The organism is Exiguobacterium sp. KKT215 (genome assembly GCF_055635335.1).
The window spans coordinates 2698003-2716785 of the sequence record NZ_CM145756.1 but is presented as its reverse complement, the minus strand read 5'-3'; the positions used below and the strand labels follow the sequence as shown (position 1 = coordinate 2716785).

The window sequence follows — 18783 nt, the reverse complement described above, 5'->3', positions numbered from 1 at the left end:
GAGTAGTGAACTTCAGAAGAGGTGGATATATGAATCGAATATTAGTAGCCGAAGATGAGCATGCGATTCGCAGCTTTATCATCGTTAATTTAAAACGAGCCGGATTTGACGTCTTTGAGGCGACGAACGGTCGCGAAGCGGTCACAGCGTTCGACCGTGAGCCGTTCGATGTCGTCTTGCTCGACGTGATGATGCCTGAGATGGATGGATTCGAGGCATGCGCCGCCATCCGCGACTTAGATGAGAACGTCGGCATCATCATGCTGACGGCACGCACGCTTGAAGAAGATAAGATTGAAGGGCTCGGCAGAGGGGCGGACGATTATATCGCCAAGCCGTTTAGCCCAGGTGAGCTTGTGGCACGGATTCAAGCACTCCTGCGCCGTGTCGAGAAAGTGAAGCGTAAAGAAAAGAAACGGTTGAAGTCCGGACCGTTCGCCATCGATTTGGCGGCGAAGCAAGTGACGAAGTATGGGCAGGCGATTGATTTGACCCCGACCGAATACGATTTGATTTGTCACCTCGTCCAAAACGAGGAAGTCGTCTTATCGCGTGACGCGCTGTTAGATGCCGTCTGGGGCATCAATTACTTCGGGGACAGAAAGACGGTCGACGTCAACATCCGTCGTCTACGTCAAAAGATTGAAGACGACCCGAGTCACCCGGCTTATATCGAGACGCTATGGGGGCATGGGTACAAGTGGCGGAGACATGACGGATGAAGCAACAGCTCGTCATTCGGATTATGCTCGTCATGACGCTCGTGCTCGTCTTTCTCGTGAGCGTCCTGTCGTACGGAACGTACCGCTATTACTATGAATATGAATCAGAGGCACTACTCAGCCATGCGACGACGAGCGCCTATCTGTATCCACAGGCGCAAGTCGGATTCGAGACACCGAGCGCGTTCTCGGTGCTCGTTCGGACGTTCGGCTATCCCGGTACCGATTTGACGATTGTCGACCGGACCGGTCAAATCATCAAAACGACGGGACAGCGGGCGCAACAGGCGGCCTTTTCGACCGAACAGTTGCAAGATCTCGCTCGAGGCGAGTCCGTCGTCCAAGACTACGATGCCGATGGGAATCACTATTTGTCGGTGACGAGTCCAATCATCACGGAAGAGACGAGTGAATTCGCCATCAGCTTCACGCGGCCGCTCGCCGACCTTGACACGTTGATTCGCGAGATTTGGATGGCTGTCGTCATGATTGGCGTCTTGATTTGGTTGGTCGCGCTCTATGCTGTCATTCGGATTGCAGACCGATTCGTGCGACCGATTCGAGACATCATTGAGACGGCCGATGAAATGGCGCAAGGTGATTTCGATGTTGAAGTCTATTCCAATGAAAAACATGAGCTCGGGGCACTGGCCCGGACGCTCACATATTTAGGTGCGAAAGTCCAGCAGCACCAATCGACGCGAAATGAATTTCTATCCAACGTGTCGCACGAGTTGCGGACGCCGCTCACTTCGATTAAAGGGTGGACGGAGACGATTCGAGGCGGGGACGAGAAAGTGTCGGACGAGACCGAGCTCGGTTTGAGCATCATCCATTCGGAGACGGAGCGGATGATCGGGCTCGTCGAGCAGCTGCTCGATTACACGAAGATTGAAGAGAGCCGGCTCGTCTTGTATCGGCAAGAACTTGATCTCGTGTCGTTGTTACGGAAAGTGACGATTCAATTGAAACAGTCACTCGAAGACAAACAGATTACGCTCATTGAGCGATATCCGCAAAAGTCGATCGGACTGTTCGATGAGAACCGGCTGAAGCAAGTATTTTTAAACTTGCTCGAGAACGCCATCCGCTTCTCGCCAGAAGGTGGGACGTTGACGGTAAGGTTCGTGCAATCGGAGCGAGTCGCGTTCATCTCAATTATTGACGAGGGACCTGGTATTTCACGGGAACACTTGCAGCGCATCACTGAAATGTTCTATCAGGCGCAAGTGACGAAAGGGAGCAGCGGGCTCGGCCTGGCGATTGCTAAGGAGTTAATCGAGGCCCACGAAGGAAAGCTCGTCATCGAAAGTGAGATCGGTCATGGGACGACGGTGACCGTTCTCTTGCCGCTCGACCCGAGCGAACTGCATTAAAAGGGTTAAACCTTCCGAATTCAGGATACATGTAATTGTATGTAGAATGAGGGAGGTTTTTTTCATGGCAACGAAATCATTGAAGCCATTGTCAGGTAGTCCGAACGCCGTCTCGACCGAAACGACAATCGAAGCGCTACGCATGGAGCCGCTCCCGTACGGGCGAGACCGCGCCGAGAGCATCGAGACAATCAAGATGGTGATGGGGCAACTGCCTCGGACCGAGCTCGTCAAGGAGACGGAGGACACGCTCCATTATGTCGTCACGACGAAACTGATGCGCTTTAAAGATGACGTCGAATTTCGATTCGACGATGAGACAAGACAAATTGAATTCCGCTCGGCATCACGACTCGGTCACTCTGACTTTGGAGTGAACCGGAAACGGATGCAAGACGTGAGTGAACGCTATCGGAGGTTGATGAGATGAAGGATTATCAATTGATTGTGATTGGTGGGGGTGCGGCCGGGATGACGGTCGCGGCCGGTGCCGCAAATTTAGGGGCGAAAGTCGCTTTGGTCGAGAAGAAAAAACACCTGGGTGGAGACTGTCTTCACGTTGGGTGTGTCCCGTCGAAAGCGCTGATCGCCGCCTCGAAAGAAGCGAGCAGCATGATGCAAGCTGCCCGAGTACTCGGAGCCGAGTTTGACGGCCGCGACCATTACCAGACGACGAAAGCACGCGTCGACCGTGCCCGTGCCATCATTCAAGATCATGATGGGACGGAACGTTTCGAAAAACTTGGGGTCGACGTGTATATCGGCGAGGCCTCGTTCCAAAGCCCATACGAACTCAAAGTCGGTGACGATTTACTGATTGGGAAGAAATTCGTCATCGCGACTGGCTCGCAACCGACCATACCGCCGATTGACGGCTTGGACGACGTGCCATACTTAACGAATGAGCAAGTGTTTGAAGAAGAGACGTTGCCGGAGAGCATCATCGTCATCGGGGCCGGGACGATCGGTCTCGAACTCGCCCAGTCGTTCGCTCGTCTCGGTAGCCAAGTGACCGTGCTCGAGGCACAGGATACGTTTTTACCGCGAGAAGACGAGTCGGTGAGCAAGTTGCTCCGTTCGCAGCTCGAGATGGCGATGCGCCTTAAAATCGGCATCAACATCAATCAAGTCTCGGAAGTCGAGGGACGCGTTCACGTCACCGGCGAAATCGATGGCGAAACGGTCACGTACGAGGCGGACAAGCTGCTCGTGGCGACAGGACGGAAACCGAGAATCGATGAGCTTCGACTCGACCGGGCTCACGTCCACGTCAAAGACGGATTCGTCGACGTCACGTCGACGTACCGCACGTCACAACCTCATATCTTTGCGATTGGCGATACGATTAAGACGTTACCGTTCACGCACGCAGCTGGCGAGGAAGGAAAAGCGGTCGTGGCCAACGCCTTGTTCGGACTTTGGAACAAGGTCGACTACACGAAGATGCCGTGGATCACGTTCACGGAACCGGAAGTGTTCCACGTCGGCATGACCGAAGCTGAGGCACGGGAGCGTCATGGTGACGATGTCGAGGTGTTTGAAGCGAAACTGTCCGAGGTCGACCGCTTCGTCGCCGACCGACAAGAGACAGGTTTCGTCAAAATTATCACGCGCAAGAACGGCAAAATCATCGGCGGTCACGCCATCGGTATGACGGCCGGGGATTGGATGCAAATCGTCGTCTATGCGATGCAACGAGGCGATAAAATCGGCAAGCTGTCCCGCATGATTTATCCGTACCCGTCGCGAAGCGAGGCCGTGAAAAAAGTGGCCGACCTTTACTGGCGGAAACGCTTGTTCAACAGCCCGCTCACGGATTTGTCACGCAAGTACTTCGAATGGACCCGATAACGAAAAATCCCACTCTCAACAGAGTGGGATTTTTTATGGCAAGACGATTGTTTCGAGCATCTTCGGTGAGCCTTCTGATAAATCGACGAGTGGTTTAATCAACACTTCGACGCGGCGGTTTTTCGAGCGCCCTGCTTCGGTGTCGTTCGTCGCAATCGGTTTGTATTCTCCGTAACTGGCAAGCGTGAATTGTCCGGGATTCAAAGCATCGTTCGTCAACAGACCGCGCATGAAAGCCGTGGCCCGGGCCGAACTGAGTTCCCAGTTCGACGGGAACCGGGCCGTGTTGATCGGGATGTTATCGGTGTGACCCGATACGACAATCTCACGGTTACCGGCTTTTTCCAGGATACCGCTAATCGAGCCGGCCACCGTTCTAGCCTCGGCGTCAAGCGTCGCTTCCCCCATACTGAACAAGGCTCGGTCTTGAATCGTCAAAACGAGACCGCTCGAGTTGATGGTCGCTTCAATCTCTTGTTCGAGCCCGTTCTTTTTGATGTATTGATTGACCTCTTCTTTTAACTCATCCAGTTTGGCGAGCTCATATGTCCGAGGATTCGCCGTCGTATCTGTCTTGTTCGTACGGCTGATGTCACTGTTCGAGGCGGTCGAAGCTTGGAACACGCTCGTCCCGCCAGAGAACACTTGGTTAAAGGATTGAGACATTTTCTCGAGCTTCGTCTGGTCGATGTTACTCGAGGCGAACAAGACGATGAAGAGGGCGAGTAAGAGCGTCAATAAATCGGCGTACGGGATTAACCAACCTTCCGGGATATGTTCCTCATGATCATGCTTCTTTTTGCGCTTCATAGTCGGCTCGCTCCTTTGGAGACAAATACACAGACAATTTATCTTCTAACGTCTTCGGAGACTCCCCACTTTGAATCGAGAGAATCCCTTCAATCATCATCTCTTTGATGATGACCTCGCTCTTCGAATACTGCTTTAATTTATTGGCGAACGGGAACCAGAGGACGTATCCTGTGAAAATCCCGAACAACGTCGCGACGAACGCGGCTGAAATCGCGTGACCGAGCTTTTCGATATCAGACAAATCTTTTAGGGCCGCAATCAAACCGATAACGGCTCCAAGAACGCCGAGTGTCGGCGCGTACGTGCCGGCTTGTGTAAAGATGTCCGAGTTTGCTTTATGGCGTTGCTCCATGTTCTCGATATCGCGCGACATGACCTCGGCGATATATTCGGATGGTTGGCCGTCGATGACCATCATCATCCCTTGTTTCAAGAACGGCTCTTCAACTTGTTCGAGCGCTGTCTCAAGCGACAGGAGTCCTTCTTTACGCGCTTGCGTCGACAAGTCGACGAACTGTGTCAACAGCCCGGATTTACTTGGTAACTCCTGCTTTTTGAAGAGAATTCCGAACAACTTCGGTACGTTTTGCAGCTGTTCTTTGGAAACGGCGATACTGACCGCGGCCGCTGTCCCGACAAAAATAATGACGAGTGCTGCCGGGTTGATGAGCGGGGCAATCCCGGCTCCTTTCAATACCATCCCTCCGACGAGGGTGAGGAACCCAAGTATGAGTCCTACTAACGTGACGACATCCATGTCTATGTTTTCCACCTTTCTAAAAAAAATCAGGAGACAAAAAAAGCGAGAGACTTAACTCGTCTCCCGCAAATGCGTTCCCGATGGTTAAGCGCCGTTTTCGTCAATCAGCATTTGGATGCTGATATTTCGTTCTTCACGCTCTATATCGGTTAATACGTCGTATTTTTTTAATAATGCGTACAATTGATTCACAACTTCTTGATCGAGTGACCAATGTAGCAGTTCTTCAAGCTGGAAATAAAGATGGGCGGGCATGCATTGTGATTGACGCTCCAACCTTCGCGAGACATCCGTTAGCGAATGATCCACCGTACTAGGGTCCACGGTTTCATTCAACCTCCTCAACATTCATAAAGTCTATCTCTCATATTACCAAAAAATCCGACAAACAGTTAGCGATACATTTTCTAGTTGGCAATTTTATAAGTGAGGAGTAATATGAGCCTTAGAAAACTTGAGTTGAAGGAGATAGCGAGATGCGACATCGATTGACCGTACGGGAGTTGCGCATAAAACGAATCGAGGCACTCTATCGGCTCGTGTTCGAAAAGCCGGCCCGTTTTATCGCGACGGGCTTTTTGCTCGCCATCTTTATTGGGGCGACATTACTCTATATGCCGTTCGCGCAGACACAACCCGTGTCTTGGATCGACTGTCTGTTTATCGCGACATCGGCCGGAACGGTGACTGGATTATCGACAATCGACATTGGAACATCGTTCAATACGTTCGGCGAGCTCGTCATCGTTGCGCTGATTCAAATCGGTGGTCTCGGCTTTATGACGGTCGCGCTTATGTTGCTCAGTGTGCTCGGGAAGAAAATCGGTTTAAAGCAGCGCATCTTGCTCCAAGAGTCACTCAACTTGTCGGGACCGGGCGGCACGGTGCGTCTCGTCCGCAACATCGTCTTTACGACACTCATCGTCCAGTTCATCGGCATGTTGTTTTTGACGGTCGAACTGTACAGCACCGGTGACTATCGTTTCGGTGAGGCGCTCTATTATGGGTTCTTCCATGCGGTGTCAGCGTTCAACAATGCCGGATTCGCCCTATGGCCGGACAATTTGATGCAGTTCGAGCAGAACACAGCTATCGTCATCACGATTGCCGCGCTCTTAATGATTGGGGGGCTCGGTTTTACGACCATCGCCGACGCGACCGAGGTGAAACGTTGGAAACGTCTCGCCCTCCATTCGAAAATCATGATTGCCTCACTCGTCATCGTCAACGGAATCGCCTGGTTCTCGCTCATGTTGTTCGAATGGGTGTCGAATGAAGGCGGGCTGTATGGCCGCCCGTTCGGTGAAGCGATGCACGTCACTTTCTTCCAAGCGGTGACGACGCGAACGGCAGGCTTTAACACGATCGACCTGACGACGATGGCGCCGATTTCGATTGGCGTCATGATCATTCTTATGTATATCGGGGCCGGCGCCGCCTCGACAGGGTCTGGGATTAAAGTGACGACCGTAGCCGTCATCTTGGCCGATATGTGGGCGTTCATCGTCGGGAAAAAAGAGACGGTCATCCTCGAGCGGACGATTGACGCGTTCCAAATTAAAAAAGCGTACATCGTGGCTATTACGAGTTTCTTCTTCATCTTATTGATTACCGCACTGACTATCTTGACGAACGGTCATATTCCGGCGACAGCACTCTTGTTCGAGACAGTCTCGGCCTTCGGGACGGTCGGGTTATCACTCGGGATCACGGCGGAACTGAACGATGCAGGTAAGAGTTTTATCATGTTCATGATGTTACTCGGTCGTGTCGGTTCGTTGACGATCCTCTTCACGGTCGCACGCCAGATGGACCGGAAGATTCGCTATCCAAAAGAGAAGTTGCTAATCGGATGACACACAAAAAGCCCTAATTAGGGCTTTTTGTGTGTCTCGTAATAGGCAACGACTTTTGGCAGATAGTCCTTTAAATCCGGACAGACGATATCAGTGCCGCTGAGTGCGCGGAGCGTCTGTGTCGAATCGAAATGGACTTGATGCTTAAAGTAGGCGAGTAGCTCACGCGGAACGCCGTAACGTTCCGACAGATGTAGCGCCGAGAATCCGGTCTCCGCGACCGCATGCGGGATGGTCCCGCGTGGAGGGCGACCGAACATCTCTTCGTGAATCATACGGTACACTTCGCGGGCCCCGTGTGGAAACGGGTCGGTCAAATGAAACGTCCGCTTCAAACCGACCGGAGCGTGAGCGAGATAAGCGGTTGCCTCGACGACGTAATCATAAGGAACGAGGTTTACTTCGATATTCTGTCGTCCAATGTAAGGCAGCGGGGCAGCTTGACGAAGTTGGTCCATTAACTTTAAGACGAAATAGACCCCGTCAAACTTCTTCGTCTCGCCGGTCTCGCTATGGCCAATGACGATGCCCGGACGGATGATGGTCACCGGCATCGAGCCGAGCTCGCGCGAGACGATGGCCTCGGCCTCATACTTCGTCGCCTCGTAATGGTTTTTAAAACGAACGCGGTGCCATAACTCGTTCTCATAAACGGTCTCTTGACGGCGTCCAGACACATAGGCGGTGCTGAAGTAGACGTACCGCTTTAAATAGGGTGCCCGTTTCGCCAATGAGGTGATGTGTTTCGTCCCTAGCAAGTTGATGCGATACCCGACGTCATACGGGATGCTCAAGTCGTAGGCAGCCGCCAAATGGAAGACGTAATTCACTTCGCGCTCGATGACGGAGCGCATGATTGGATCAAGCACGACTTCAGGTAGCGTGATATCGGCCTCGACGAGCACGAGCTGATCATCTTGTAACGACGTCGCTTCCAACAGCTCCTGTTTTAAAGTGACTGCGCCGGAACGTTCGGTCGGGAGGTGGAGTGCGTAAATCGTCCCAATCTGATTCGGCAATGACGCGAGGTGCGTGATCATCTTTCCGGCTAAAAAGCCGGGGAAACCGGTGAAAGCGTAATGGTTCATAGTGTCTCCTCCGCTAAGTCCAACGTGAACGTGAATGTCGAGCCAACGCCAACGCTCGATTCGACTTCGATACTTCCGCCGTGCGATTCGATGATTTCCTTACAGATAGATAGCCCGAGACCCGTCCCGCCGATTTGGCGTGTATCCGAGTTGTCGACTCGATAAAACTTCTTGAACAGTTCTTCGAACGCATGCTCCGGAATCCCGATACCAAAGTCTTGAATCGAGACGTGGGCTTGATTTCGTTCTTTGCGCACCCGTACCTCGATTTCGTGATGGTTCGGCGAATACTTGATGGCGTTCGATAACAAGTTGATGATGACCTGCTCGATGCGGTCCTGATCGGCGATGAGGTGGAGCACTTCATCGGCATCATCGAAATGGATGGAGTGGTTGCTCGTCTCGCGGAAGCGTTCGACGACGTCACGGACGAGTTCGTTCAAGACGAAATGGTCTTTCTTATACTCTTGATTGCCGTCTTCCATGCGTTGAATGTCGAGAAAATCGTTTAACAGGTCGGTCAAACGCTTCGCTTCTTTCGCCATCGTCTTTAAGTAACGCTCGCGCTTCTCGGGATTCAAGTCGCGGGTAAGCATCAGCTCGATATATCCCGACAGTGACGAGAGCGGGGTGCGAAGTTCGTGTGAGACGGTGCTGACCAGTTCGTTTTTGATTTGGTCCATCCGCTCTTCCTCGGTTCGGTTGCGGAACACGAATAAGAAGCCGCTGTCCATTCCGATTTGGCGTTTTGTATCCATACCGGTTCCGTACATCTCGTAATACTGTTCATCCCGGTCGTTCGGTTGCGGGATGGAGAAACGCATCGACACTTCGCGGGCAGAGCCGTCGAGTAATAAGTCGATTTTTTTCAACATCTCGGTGCGGTCGCGCGTGCGGAACGTCGACAGGAGCGGGATCCGCTCTTGCATCTTGTTCGGGGCGATTCCTGGCAAATCGAGCAGGCGACGGGCGTGCACGTTCATGAACAGGACGCTGCCGTTCGATTCGGTCAAAACGAACGCTTCATTGGAGGCCTGTAAAATCGATTGGATGATATCTCGTTGCCGGGCGATGGCATTCTTCTCCCGCTCGAGCATCCGCTCGACTTTCTTCCGATCGCTAATGTCGCGCATGACGGCGACCCGGAGCGTCTGGCCTTGGAACGTCACTTCTTTCGGATACACTTCCATCTCGAGGAACGTCCCGTCCTCACGACGGCCGATGACCTCGTAAGGTGTCTGGATGTGGTTCCGGATCCGGCGCAACACGTCGGCCCGATAGCCTTCAGCGATAAATTCAATCGTTTGGCGACCGACCATCTGTTCGGCCGGGATTCGGAAAATCGATTCGGCCGCCTTGTTCGCATCTAAGATGGTCCCGCCCTCGTGAAACAGGACGGCTTCGATGACCGATTCGGCGAACATGCGATACCGTTGTTCTTTATGCAGCAACTCGCCTTTCAAGGCGATTTCAGGACTGACATCGAAGACGAAAAAGAAAAAGCCGATGACGCGAGCTTGTTCGTAGACCGGATGCATGAACAGTTTTCCAACGAAATGAGTCCGGTCTTTTCGTTGAAACTTCCATTCACGGTCGCCACGGTCTAGTGCCACACGCAGCATCTGTTCGAATGACAACAACCGCTCTGTCTCGTCTTGATAATGGGTCCGTTTCTCGCTCAGCTCGCGCGACTCGAATAGACCGAACGGGGTCATTTCGTAGAGTACTTCATGCGGCTCGTAACCGAACAGCTCGGTCGCTCCTTTATTGAAGCGATTGATTAACAGATTGGCATCGGTCATAACCATCGCCATGTCGAGTTCGGTGTGCATCATCGCTTCGAACGCGTTATGTTGGACGGTCACCCGCGTATCGAGCGGGAGAGGTTCAATCGATAAGATATAGACGTCACCGTTCGGGATGGCGTGGATGCGGATTGTCGGCATCTCGTACGTCCAAGGCAAGCCTTGCTCCATTCGTCTCGATAGCTCCATCGTAATCGGTGATTGGTTGACCATATGAAAGATGTTTGTTCTCGTTTGTAAGTCTTCAGGGAATTGCTCTAAAAACGGCCGGTTCGCTTGGACGATTGTCCCGTCCGTCATGATTAACGCTACACCGTAAGGCAAGGCGTGCAGCAATTCGTTTTGGAGATGTCCTCGGTTCTCCATTAACGATGATCCCTCCTTCTGTATGTCACACGGGTACATCTTCAATACATTCGACAGCTCCCCCTTTGTTTTCCTGCCTCCAAACGGTAAAGTGAAGACAAGAACAGATAGAGAGGACGATAGATGTGAAGGGAATGGGGCTCAGCTTGTTGATCGCCATCGGATTATGGTGGGGAGATGCGCCGATATGGAGTATCGTCGCGTGTTTAGGAATCGGCCTGCTCTGGCTCATCTGGCGCATGCGTCTATCGACGATTCACCGCATCGATCGGATGGACGGCCGTGAATTTGAATTGTTTTTAGAAGAAGTGTTCACCGCACTCGGTTACACGGTGACGGTGACGCCGGCGTCGCGTGACTTCGGGGCGGACCTGCTCCTTGAAGCGGAGGACGGATGGTCAATCGCGGTCCAAGCGAAACGTTATGAGAAAGCGGTCGGGCTTGAGGCAGTCCAACAAGTCGCTGCCTCCGTTCCATACTATGGGGTGAACGAAGGTTGGGTCGTGACGAACTCCTCTTATACCGATAGTGCATACGAATTGGCGGAGCCAAATCAAGTTCGTCTGATTGCAAGAACGGAGCTCGAAGAGATGTTGAAACAGGCCGGTTTCAAGCGATAATATCAGGCGTGTTCACAAGTTTGACAGAATGGCGGATTGTGTCGAAGAAAAAGGGGTTGTCTTTTTCACGAATAGGTGCAATAATCATCTTCGTCATATGAAATATGTAGTCGCTGAAACGAGAAAAAGCGACGCACAGTACCAATTTGGGGGTTTCATAGAAATACCAACCAAACACACACAAATCAACGGTTGGAACGTATTAGGAGGAAAAGCGGTGCGCAAATTAATTTATGTAAAAGGTTGCGTCTTTACGCAAGGCGAAGCGACCATTTATGACGAGACAAATGATGCGATCGGATCTGTTCACCGCGACGCGGAGGGCAGTGTTCAAGTGCACAACTTGTCAGGCCGTCAAATCGCTCACGGGAAATATATCCCGAACTGTCAGAAGTGGGTCGTCATGAACCACGATGGACAAGCGATTGGTCAGTTGAAGGACAAATTCTCGTTATTCGGGAAAAAGTGTGAGTACAACGTCTACGAACGCGGTCTCTATACGATTCAATACGATGTCGAGCGTTACAAGTTCAGCGTTCGAGACAAAGCAGGTAAGCTTGTGGCGGAACTCCGCAAACAAGACGATGATTGCTTCTGCCTGACGAAAGAGGCCGACCAACTCTCGATGTTCGAGTTGTTGTCTGTCCTTAAAACGCTGACAGTCAAATCACGGATGCCAATCGCGGTATCGGTGTAACGAATATGACGAACACCAGTCACTGCGACTGGTGTTTTTTTCTAAAAAAAGCCTCATTCGACGAAGGTCAAATGAAGCGGTTCAAGTAATGTTTCGCCTCGATCTCGAGTGTCGTCACGCGATGGGCGTATAGACAGAGTTTGAGGACGTGCAAGATGTTCGGGTGGGTGACCCCCATCTTTTCGATCGAGCGCTTCGCACGCGTGTCGAGGAGCTCGATCGGGCTCGTCGACTTGGCGTACTCGGCGTAGAGGCGATAAAAGTCGATGGGCGAGATGAGGTCGTCCTCGTCGCGGTCAGGATTGTTGAAGATGAGTGCGAGGAGAGAACTCGTCTCTTCAAGTGAGAACAAGTGCTTCAAATCATCCAGCAAATAAATGATGGCCGCTTGTTGGAGCGAGTATTTCTTTCCGACCCGGGGAACCCCGATAATTTTACGGACTTCTCGCTTCGTCCAGTTCTGAATCGTGGTAGCGGACAAATGCTCTCCGGTCAACGTGTTCGCCAAAGCGACGATTTGATTGATTGACAGCCCGTTCTTTTCAATATGAAACAAGTGGATTTTGCGAAGTTCTTTCGGGAAATGCTCGCGTACGTCCTCAGGGAAGAGTGAGATGGCCCGGTCAACGTCGCCAACCCGCATATAGTGAAGGCAATCAGCCAAAGTTTGAATCGAAATTGCGTCGCGCATACAGGCATCCTTTCTATAGCCGCCTTCGTTCGTTGGCTATACAGTCATTTGACCTCATTCTACCAAATGTTTGAAAAGGAAGCTAGGCTATCGCTTGATTAAGGTATAATGAAAACGTACAAAAAATGTAGATAAAGGTGGTTCAAAGATGAATGAATGGGTCAGTTCCATCCTGTCCATCGTCATTGTCCTGGTGTTTCTCGTCGGTCTTGAACAGATTGGCAAACGCCTCGGCTGGACGGATGAGACAATTCGTAAAAGTGTACATATCGCGGTCGGCCATTGGTCGCTGCTTGCAGTTTGGTTAATGGAAACTTGGTACGTCGCCGCCGTGCCGCTCGTCTTTTTCACGTTCGCGAACGCGTTCCTTCTTTATAAGAGTCCGTCACCGGTTCATCAGACGGAACGTAAATCGCTCGGCACCGTCTATTATCCAATCGCCTTGCTCGTCATCCTGTTCTTCTTCTTTGAATCAGAGCCGCTCGCCTTTTTGGCAGGATCGCTCGTCTTGGCGTGGGGCGATGGCCTGGCCGCGCTCATCGGTCGGAAGTACGGGACAGTGACCTATGATTTATACGGACAGAAGCGCTCGTTCCAAGGTAGCATGGCCATGTTCCTCAGCTCGTATGCCGTCCTCTTTTTATTATTTTTGTGGGATGATATTCCACTTTGGCAAGTGGTAACATATGGATTCATTATTTCAATCATTGCCACACTCACAGAAGCAATTTCGTATCGAGATTGGGATAACTTTACAATTCCTATCGTCGTTGCCGTTGCTGCATCATTATTGTTATAAACCAATTCCTTCATTGTAAAGAAAACGTTGCTTGTCACCCCTGTCAAAGATTTGTATACTGTGTTTCGTACTGAAATCATTCAGTGACGTGCCTGCCTCTCTCTTGACGAACCGAGGCATGCTTTAAAATTGAACGTAAAGGATTGAGGCAACGCATGAGCTTTTTAAATCAACTACTCACTATCATTCCGGCCGATCGCGTGAAGCAAGATGAGCCGCTGTCGGCACACACGTATACAAAATTAGGTGGGCAGGCCGATTATTTCGTGGCCCCGCACACGTATGAAGAAGTTCAAGCCGTGCTTGAGCTCGCCCATCGCGAGAGCGTCCCATTCATGATTCTCGGGTTCGGGTCGAACTTGATTGTCCGTGACGGAGGCCTTCGTGGCATCGTCTTAAACTTGAACGAACTGAAAACGATTCGTCGAGACGGGAATCAACTGATCGCCCAAGCCGGTGCGGCCATCATCGACGTCTCACGTCAAGCGTTGACCGAAGAGTTATCTGGCTTAGAATTTGCCTGTGGCATCCCGGGAACGGTCGGTGGCGCGGTGTATATGAACGCAGGCGCCTACGGTGGAGAAACGAAAGACGTTATCACGAGTGCGGTCGTATTGTCGCTTGAAGGGCAGCTCATGACACTTACGAAAGACGAACTCGATCTCGACTACCGGACGAGCCGGATTTCGAAAGACGGGTTGATTGTGCTCGAAGCGACGTTTGAACTCGAACCGCTCGGCTATGAAGCGATCAAAGACGTCATGGACGACTTGACGTACAAGCGCGAGTCGAAGCAACCGCTCGAGTATCCATCATGCGGTAGCGTCTTCAAACGACCACCGGGCTACTTCGCCGGCAAATTGATTCAAGACTGTGGCCTGCAAGGGAAGCGGATCGGTGGAGCGGAAGTCTCACTCAAACATGCCGGATTCATCGTCAATATCGATGAAGCGACAGCGACTGAGTACATCTCGCTCATCCGTCACGTCCAGGCGACGGTGAAGGAGAAGTTCGAGATTGAGCTTGAACCAGAAGTGAAAATCATCGGTGAGGACATCGCCGTCGAGAACGCATAAGCACACAAACGCTCGAACCGATCGGTTCGAGCGTTTTTTTATAGAGTGCCGACATCAAAAAAGCCGCCAGCAATAATGCTGACGGCTTTACGTTTATGCTTGTAGTTGCTTCGTGATGGCTTCGGCTGGAGCGACGAATGTGTAGCCAAGGTCGCGGGCGACGGCTTCATACGTGACCGTCCCGTCGATGACGTTCAATCCTTTAAGCAAGGCTGCGTTCTCGCGGAGTGCCGGGAAAATCCCTTTTTGTGCGCACTCGACGATATACGGCATCGTTGCGTTCGTCAAACCGAGTGTCGACGTGCGTGGGACGGCACCTGGCATGTTGGCGACGGCATAGTGTTGAACCCCGTAACGCTCGTACGTCGGCGCGTCATGTGTCGTGATATGGTCGATGGTTTCGCAGATTCCGCCTTGGTCGATGGCGACATCGACGATGACCGAACCTGGTGACATCTGTTGGACCATTTCTTTCGTGACGAGCTTCGGTGCTTTCGCGCCTGGAATGAGGACGGCACCGATGACAAGGTCACTTTCAGCGACTTGTTTGGCGATGTTGTAGCTGTTTGAGATGAGTGTGTTGATTGTGTTGCCGAACTGATCATCGATTTGGCGCAGGCGAGCCGGGCTGATGTCCATAATCGTGACGTTGGCACCAAGACCGATCGCGATGCGGGCGGCATTCATCCCGACGACACCGCCCCCGATGACGGTGACGTTCGCACGTGGTACGCCTGGCAGGCCAGACAAGAGAATCCCTTTTCCACCGTGTGGTTTTTCAAGGATTTGGGCGCCGATTTGAGCAGCCATCCGTCCGGCCACTTCGCTCATCGGTGTGAGGAGCGGCAATGTGCGGTCGATCTCGACCGTCTCATAGGCGATGGCCGTCACACCAGAATCGACGAGTGCTTTCGTAAGTTCTGGTTCGGCCGCCAAGTGCAAGTAAGTGAAGAGGGTCAAGTCAGGACGGAAATAATGATATTCCGATGGTTGCGGTTCCTTTACTTTCAACGCCAATTCCACGTTTCCCCAAACGTCCGCGGCGGTGTCGACGATGGTTGCCCCCGCATCGACATACTCCATATTTGTGAAGCCGCTACCGACGCCCGCTTCCGTCTCGACGAGGACCTCGTGTCCAAGTTCAGTTAATACAGCTGCACCCATCGGCGTCAAGGCGACGCGGTTTTCGTTGTTTTTAATCTCTTTCAATACCCCGATTTTCATGTAAAGTTCCCCTTTCTCTACTGACACAATTTGTTCACACCTCTAGTATAGACCCATCCGAAAACGCTGTCTTTAGCATGGATTCTAAAAGTGATCACGCCCACTTTGTGAAAAAACACAAAGTAGGCGTCAATCGTCTTGGCGGTATTGACCGGCCTTAATGGCAAGATAAACGGCGGCCCGTTCAGGGAGCGAGACTTGTGTGATGTTCGTCAGTTCTTCAATCCGCCGAATCCGGTAGAGCACGGTATTCGGATGGATGTGAAGATGAGCGGCGACACGCTTGACGTTCCCATCAAAATAGAAATACCATTCGAGCGTCGTGACGAGCTCGGTATGATGTGTGACATCATACGCCTGTAGGCGCTCGATGGTCGGATGCGTCTCGAGACGAAGCCCGATGCGTCGGGCCAAATCGGGTACGAGCTGATAAATTCCGATCTGTTCGAACGTGCGCGATGTCGCAAGCTCATACGGGAACTTTCGGCGAAGCGACGTGACGCGTCGTGCTTCTTCCATCGCCGCATAGAGCATGTCGCTCTCAAAAAAGCGTCGACTGATGCCAAGGCGCGGCTCCGCTTCAATGAACTTGTCTCGGAGCTGCGTTTCAAAGCGGTCGGCCCACTGCAAGAGCGCCGTTTCTTCCTCGGCCAAGTCCGATTTCATATAATGCCAGACGAGTAACTGCTGGCCATCGATCGCGTGCAGGACGACTTCAATCGCTTGCTGGGTCGCCAATACATAAAACAGTCGTTCCGCCAGTTGCGGGGTGACCGGCTGGGCACATTCAATCACGGTGAGGCGGCTGGCGACGGCAATCGGTGCGAGCTCATTCAAGCGATCGCGGTGGGATGGCGATAAGACGGGAGTGGCCAGCACTTCTAAAAAGAAATGTTCCAATTCGGCGTCGATGCGCCGTTCGTGCATCGCGATGGTCATCAGCAATTTTTTGGCGATGTTCGCCCCTTCTTGTAGGACGGTGAGTTCTTGTTCTGAGAACGGCGTCGTTCGGGCCAGGCTCCAAATGTAACCGAGCACGTCACCTTGTTGCTTGATGACGACGGCCGCCCGCTCACCGAGACCAACGGCCATTCGGGCCGGGATAACGACCGGTTCGTCGCGGTCGATCACTTCTTGAAGGATGCCACTTTCCCATAAGTCTTCGATGACTGCTTCCGGGACACGGCGGCCGATAATCGTCGCGATTCGTGCCGGGTCGGTCGAGTCGGGGTGGGTGCTATAGGCCAGCAACTGATGGTGTCGATTTTCAATCGTGATGGGGGCCCGAATCGCTTGTCCGATTGCTTCGGCGAGCGTATCGAGCGACTCATAAGATTTCTGCAAAAAAGGCATGTCGATTCCTCCTCTCTCTCACTATACCGTCTCTGTTGTGAAAGTTCACAAAAAGATGGTGAGTTTTTAGAAGGGGGGAACGACATGCCTGCATCATTCACATTAAATTGGGAAAAACAGTCCGACCACGAGACCGAGTAAAGCCCCGACGATGACTTGGAACGGGGTATGACCGACCAGCTCATTTAAGATGGGCGTCTCGTGCTTGATTCCTTTGAAGTAGTCGTTCAACAAGCGGGCCTGGAATCCGACCGCCTGACGAACGCCGGTCGCATCGTACATGACAATCGTCGCAAAAATCAAGGCGAGCGCGAACATGCTGGAATCGAGCCCTTCGATTCGACCGATGACGGTCGCTAAGGCGACGACGGTCGAAGAGTGGGAACTTGGCATCCCACCCGAGGCAAACATGATTTCTAATTCAAAATCTCGTGTTTTAATGAGTTCGGTTACGAGCTTGGCTGCTTGTGCGATGAACCAAGCGAGCAAGGCGGCGAGTAAAGGTTCGTTAAAGAGCAATCGATTCACTTCCTGTCTGACAATGGTATCTACACTATACCCGATTCTGTCATCGGCTAGACGTAAGGTTTCTGTCAAAAAAGCACCCCGAGCATAGGCTCGAAGTGCTTTCTGGTCGATTTTTGTTACCCGACGACGCCTTCAGTCTGCTGAAGTTTGTCCGCGATATTCTCGATGATATAGCGGTTACGTGGATGCTCCTGGCACTCTTTCGAGCATGAACGCATTTGTTTCGGTTCACACTCTTCACAACAGAAGTGTTGGGCATTACACACCGGGTTGGCACAATTAACGTAGCGCACCGTCTTCGTTCCGCAGTGCATGCATTCAGAGACGATTGACGGATTGACCGTGTTGACCGGGACGTTGATGCGTTCGTCGAAGACGTACAGCTCGCCTTCCCAGTCCTCACCTTTCGTGGCTTCGTCTTTGCCGTACATGGCGACGCCGCCTTTAAGGTGGAAAATATTGTCGTGACCTTGGTCACGCATATATGCGGTAAATTTCTCGCAACGGACGCCTCCGGTACAATACGTGAGTAACGTTTTCCCTTCGTAGAGGTCCTTGTTCTCTTCGAGCCAATCGGGCATGTAACGAGAAGCCTCTACATCGATTTTGATCGCGTTTTTAAAGTGACCAAGATCGTACTCATAGTTGTTACGAACATCGAGGATGACGACATCGTCGCGATTCATCATCTCTTTCCATTCTGCCGGTTCGAGGTACGCCCCGTGTTGTTTAGGTACGTCGAACTCACCATCAAAGCGCCACGTCACAAGCTCTTTCTTATGACGGACAAACATTTTCGAGAACGCATGCTCTTCGACTTCATCAATTTTGAACTCGATGTCGCTAAAGAGCGGGTTCGCTTTCAAGTCGTTCATGTACTGCTCGGTCTGTTCCCAAGTCCCAGAGCACGTCCCGTTGATTCCTTCGGAAGAAATCAAGATGCGTCCTTTGATGCCGAGGTCCTTGCAATACTTGAGGTGCTCTTGTGTGAGCGTTTCTGGATCTTCGATATTGACGTACTTATAGTACAGCAAGACCCGCATTGGTTTTGTTTCCATGTGTGTTACTCCCCTGTGTTCAGTTTTTTGCAGGAAAACGAACGTTGGGTTGTGTCGTTCGACGAACGGACTTGCCTGCAACCACAAGTCCATATTATAT

The 18783-nt window shown here is 51.9% G+C and carries 19 protein-coding genes; 9 read left to right on the top strand and 10 right to left on the bottom strand.

Annotation, left to right across the window (positions count from 1 at the left end):
* Positions 1-29: 29 nt before the first annotated feature.
* From ACZ2GZ_RS14220 to ACZ2GZ_RS14205, 4 genes are all read left to right on the top strand, one after another.
* Entirely contained in the window at positions 30-722 is a 693-nt protein-coding gene (locus tag ACZ2GZ_RS14220; protein WP_021068122.1) for a response regulator transcription factor, read from the top strand.
* Complete coding sequence (locus ACZ2GZ_RS14215; RefSeq protein ID WP_131471610.1) at positions 719-2098, top strand: sensor histidine kinase; 1380 nt, start codon at positions 719-721, stop codon at positions 2096-2098. The genes ACZ2GZ_RS14220 and ACZ2GZ_RS14215 overlap by 4 nt, the downstream gene beginning before the upstream one ends.
* 64 nt (positions 2099-2162) lie before the next feature.
* Positions 2163-2528 (top strand): DUF1499 domain-containing protein, encoded by a 366-nt coding sequence (locus ACZ2GZ_RS14210; protein WP_058765475.1) that lies wholly within the window; start codon positions 2163-2165, stop codon positions 2526-2528.
* Positions 2525-3949, top strand: a complete 1425-nt coding sequence (locus tag ACZ2GZ_RS14205; protein WP_058765477.1) for a dihydrolipoyl dehydrogenase family protein — start codon at positions 2525-2527, stop codon at positions 3947-3949. The genes ACZ2GZ_RS14210 and ACZ2GZ_RS14205 overlap by 4 nt, the downstream gene beginning before the upstream one ends.
* A 33-nt stretch (positions 3950-3982) precedes the next feature.
* Here the strand turns inward: ACZ2GZ_RS14205 and ACZ2GZ_RS14200 are convergent, their stop codons facing one another.
* The 3 genes from ACZ2GZ_RS14200 to ACZ2GZ_RS14190 all read right to left on the bottom strand — a co-directional run bounded on the left by ACZ2GZ_RS14200 (position 3983) and on the right by ACZ2GZ_RS14190 (position 5858).
* Positions 3983-4759 (bottom strand): flagellar motor protein MotB, encoded by a 777-nt coding sequence (locus ACZ2GZ_RS14200; RefSeq protein ID WP_021068126.1) that lies wholly within the window; start codon positions 4757-4759, stop codon positions 3983-3985.
* Entirely contained in the window at positions 4737-5519 is a 783-nt protein-coding gene (gene motA / locus ACZ2GZ_RS14195) for a flagellar motor stator protein MotA (RefSeq protein WP_021068127.1), read from the bottom strand. The genes ACZ2GZ_RS14200 and motA overlap by 23 nt, the downstream gene beginning before the upstream one ends.
* A gap of 87 nt (positions 5520-5606) precedes the next feature.
* Complete coding sequence (locus ACZ2GZ_RS14190) at positions 5607-5858, bottom strand: hypothetical protein (protein ID WP_233005246.1); 252 nt, start codon at positions 5856-5858, stop codon at positions 5607-5609.
* Between the two features lie 140 nt (positions 5859-5998).
* On the opposite strand from ACZ2GZ_RS14190, the gene ACZ2GZ_RS14185 reads away from it, so the two are divergent.
* Entirely contained in the window at positions 5999-7378 is a 1380-nt protein-coding gene (locus tag ACZ2GZ_RS14185; protein WP_214827695.1) for a TrkH family potassium uptake protein, read from the top strand.
* 17 nt (positions 7379-7395) lie between these two features.
* Here the strand turns inward: ACZ2GZ_RS14185 and ACZ2GZ_RS14180 are convergent, their stop codons facing one another.
* Together ACZ2GZ_RS14180 and ACZ2GZ_RS14175 are read right to left on the bottom strand one after the other, a co-directional pair.
* Positions 7396-8466, bottom strand: a complete 1071-nt coding sequence (locus ACZ2GZ_RS14180; protein WP_470295370.1) for an SDR family oxidoreductase — start codon at positions 8464-8466, stop codon at positions 7396-7398.
* On the bottom strand, positions 8463-10637 hold the full coding sequence (locus ACZ2GZ_RS14175; protein WP_021068131.1) for a PAS domain-containing sensor histidine kinase: 2175 nt from the start codon (positions 10635-10637) through the stop codon (positions 8463-8465). The genes ACZ2GZ_RS14180 and ACZ2GZ_RS14175 overlap by 4 nt, the downstream gene beginning before the upstream one ends.
* Positions 10638-10771: 134 nt before the next feature.
* Here ACZ2GZ_RS14175 and ACZ2GZ_RS14170 point away from each other — a divergent pair, with 134 nt between their 5' ends.
* The gene (locus ACZ2GZ_RS14170; RefSeq protein WP_021068132.1) at positions 10772-11257 is read left to right on the top strand and encodes a restriction endonuclease; all 486 of its coding nucleotides are present in this window, start codon (positions 10772-10774) and stop codon (positions 11255-11257) included.
* Positions 11258-11474: 217 nt separating this feature from the next.
* Positions 11475-11954 carry an LURP-one-related family protein gene (locus ACZ2GZ_RS14165; RefSeq protein WP_021068133.1) on the top strand — a complete coding sequence of 160 codons (480 nt, stop codon included), beginning with the start codon at positions 11475-11477 and terminating at the stop codon, positions 11952-11954.
* A gap of 67 nt (positions 11955-12021) precedes the next feature.
* On the opposite strand, the gene ACZ2GZ_RS14160 is transcribed toward ACZ2GZ_RS14165, so the two are convergent.
* The gene (locus ACZ2GZ_RS14160; RefSeq protein ID WP_029596252.1) at positions 12022-12645 is read right to left on the bottom strand and encodes a DUF1836 domain-containing protein; all 624 of its coding nucleotides are present in this window, start codon (positions 12643-12645) and stop codon (positions 12022-12024) included.
* Between the two features lie 148 nt (positions 12646-12793).
* Here ACZ2GZ_RS14160 and ACZ2GZ_RS14155 point away from each other — a divergent pair, with 148 nt between their 5' ends.
* Both ACZ2GZ_RS14155 and murB read left to right on the top strand, forming a co-directional pair.
* Positions 12794-13444 (top strand): diacylglycerol/polyprenol kinase family protein, encoded by a 651-nt coding sequence (locus tag ACZ2GZ_RS14155; protein ID WP_470295369.1) that lies wholly within the window; start codon positions 12794-12796, stop codon positions 13442-13444.
* Between the two features lie 155 nt (positions 13445-13599).
* Entirely contained in the window at positions 13600-14520 is a 921-nt protein-coding gene (gene murB, locus ACZ2GZ_RS14150; RefSeq protein ID WP_470295368.1) for a UDP-N-acetylmuramate dehydrogenase, read from the top strand.
* 93 nt (positions 14521-14613) lie between these two features.
* Here the strand turns inward: murB and ald are convergent, their stop codons facing one another.
* The 4 genes from ald to trhO form a co-directional block, all read right to left on the bottom strand.
* Positions 14614-15744, bottom strand: a complete 1131-nt coding sequence (gene ald, locus ACZ2GZ_RS14145; RefSeq protein WP_470295367.1) for an alanine dehydrogenase — start codon at positions 15742-15744, stop codon at positions 14614-14616.
* Positions 15745-15873: 129 nt separating this feature from the next.
* Positions 15874-17097: a PucR family transcriptional regulator gene (locus tag ACZ2GZ_RS14140; RefSeq protein ID WP_470295366.1), complete on the bottom strand. Its 1224-nt coding sequence runs from the start codon at positions 17095-17097 to the stop codon at positions 15874-15876.
* A gap of 102 nt (positions 17098-17199) precedes the next feature.
* Positions 17200-17625, bottom strand: coding sequence for a divergent PAP2 family protein (locus tag ACZ2GZ_RS14135; protein ID WP_029596250.1), 426 nt, complete (start codon positions 17623-17625; stop codon positions 17200-17202).
* A 116-nt stretch (positions 17626-17741) separates the two neighbouring features.
* Entirely contained in the window at positions 17742-18683 is a 942-nt protein-coding gene (trhO, locus tag ACZ2GZ_RS14130; protein ID WP_470295365.1) for an oxygen-dependent tRNA uridine(34) hydroxylase TrhO, read from the bottom strand.
* Between the last annotated feature and the right edge of the window lie 100 nt (positions 18684-18783).